Annotated in this window: 2 protein-coding genes; both read right to left on the reverse strand. The window is 76.1% G+C overall.

The window, feature by feature from the left end; genetic code table 11:
* Nucleotides 1-126: 126 nt before the first annotated feature.
* Entirely contained in the window at nt 127-1,041 is a 915-nt protein-coding gene (locus DMH08_RS39300) for a hypothetical protein (protein WP_125621337.1), read from the reverse strand.
* A gap of 29 nt (nt 1,042-1,070) precedes the next feature.
* A partial coding sequence (locus tag DMH08_RS41310; RefSeq protein ID WP_199748235.1) for a CAP domain-containing protein occupies nt 1,071-1,983 on the reverse strand: 913 nt, incomplete at its 5' end.

The following is a 1,983-nucleotide window of genomic DNA, read 5'->3' on the forward strand; positions in this document are numbered from 1 at the left end:
CGGGGGAGACGCGCCGCCGAAGTGCGGCGGCGCGGGGGAGGCGGTGGCGGCGGACGCGTCCGCCTCCCCGCCGGTCTCCCGGGTGTCTTCAGGTCCAGACATAAGCAGAGAGGGTATTCAAACCGGTCACTTTTGGAGGGGCTTGCCTTCGGTTTCCCTGTAGTGCAGGGCCAGCGCGAGGTTGCTGCCCCTGTAGATCTCGTCCCCGAAGACCCGGACGGTGCCGTGGTGGCGCTTCGAGATGGTCTTGCCGTTGGGGCGCTGCACCCAGGTCATCACGAGGTAGTGGCCGCGCGCCCGGGCGGTGCCGAGCGCGACGCCCTTGCCGTTCGTCTTCGTGATGCCCTTGCCGGGGAGCGCCAGCAGGTACGCGTCGTCGGCCGTCGCGGCCTTCTCGGCGGCCTCCGCGTGCGCCTCGGACTTCAGGTTGAGGACGCCCAGCGTCCCGATGAGCGCGCCGCCGCTGATGGCGTAGGTGGCGCGGAGGGCCTGGGTGCAGCCGCCCTTCGCGACGGCCGTGTCCAGCTTGGCGCCGCCGACGATGCCGGTGCACTTCTTCTCGCTGTGCCAGGCCGTCCGCGCGTACTTGTGGTCGTTCACCTCGAACTCGCCGTTGCCGAAGACCTCCTTGAGCGTCAGCGGCGCGGGCCGGTCGGCCGCGGCCGGGGCGCCGGAGTCGCCGCCGAGCGTCGACGAGAGCGCGACGCCGCCGCCGACGAGGACGATCCCGGCGCCGACGATCGCGCCGATGACGAGCGGACGCCGCCGCCGCGGGCGGTCGTCGTCGGAGCGGTCGTCGTCGAAGCGGTCGTCGTAGGGGCCGTCGTCGTAGCGGTCGTCGTAGCGGCCGGGCCCGGGGCCGAACTCGCGCTCGCGGCCGAACGCGGGGCCGTCCGGGACGCCCGGGGGCGGGAGGCCGCCGCCCTGGTCGTACGGCCCCGGGGGGCCGTCGAACGGACGGTCGTCTCCGGGACCGTACGGCGACTGCGGCGGCCGCGGCGTGCGGCCGCCGGGATTGCCTTGATCACCCGGGTAACCCATGGCCTGGACCCTACCGAACCCCGGACGGGTCACTTCCAGCCGAAGTTCTGGGTCCACAGCTTGCCGTCCGGGCCGTCGACCATGCCGACGCCGATCGCCCGGAGGTCGCAGTTCAGGATGTTGCGGCGGTGCCCCGGGCTGTCCATCCAGCCGCGCACGACGGCCTCGGCGCTGCCGTAGCCCTTGGCGATGTTCTCCGCGCCGGGACTGGAGTAGCCGGCGGCCTCCATGCGGTCCCAGGGCGTGTCGCCGTTCTGGGACGTGTGGCTGAAGTAACCGTTGGCGGCCATGTCGGCGGAGTGCCGCTCGGCCGCGGCCATGAGCCGCTCGTCGGTCCGCAGCGGACCGCACCCGGCGGTGGCGCGCTCGTCGTTCGTGAGGCCGATCACGGCGCGCTCGACGGACGACGCGCCGGTCGTCCGGTACGTCGGCGCGCCACCGCCCGACGAACCGCCCGACCCGCCGGAACCGCCGGAGCCGCCGGGGGAGGACGACCGGGCGGGCGTGTCCGCGGTCTTCGCGGGACGCGACGTCGACGGCTTCGGCGTCGGGCTCGGCGGGGCGCTCATGGTCTTGAGCGGCGGCGGCTCCTCCGTCGCGGACGGCACCGCCGCGTTCGCGGGGGCGTCCGGGGACGGCGCGTCCGCGGGCGCGGACGGGTCGGGCGCGGGCCGGTCCTCGGGCAGCGCGTCGGCCGCGGCGGTCCGTTCGGGACCCTGCGCGGGCAGGACGAGCCGGTCGAGCGCGACGCCGGTGCCGATCGCGAGGGCGGAGGCGGCGACGGTCGCGCCGACGGTGACGACCGTCCGCAGGCGGCGGCGTGGCCGCTTGGGCGGGCGGCCGCCGGGCGGCGCCGGGCGCGGGCGCCCGGCGGCGACGAGCGTGTCCCCGGCGGGTCCGGGACGGCCGGGACGGGGCGGCGGCGCGGCGCCGGGACGGGGG

Source organism: Actinomadura sp. WAC 06369 (assembly GCF_003947565.1).
Taxonomy (GTDB): domain Bacteria; phylum Actinomycetota; class Actinomycetes; order Streptosporangiales; family Streptosporangiaceae; genus Spirillospora; species Spirillospora rifamycini.

Bases quoted from the DNA above. Each gene is read 5' to 3' on its own strand.
- DMH08_RS39300 (WP_125621337.1), bottom strand. From the start codon at position 1,041: ATGGGTTACCCGGGTGATCAAGGCAATCCCGGCGGCCGCACGCCGCGG.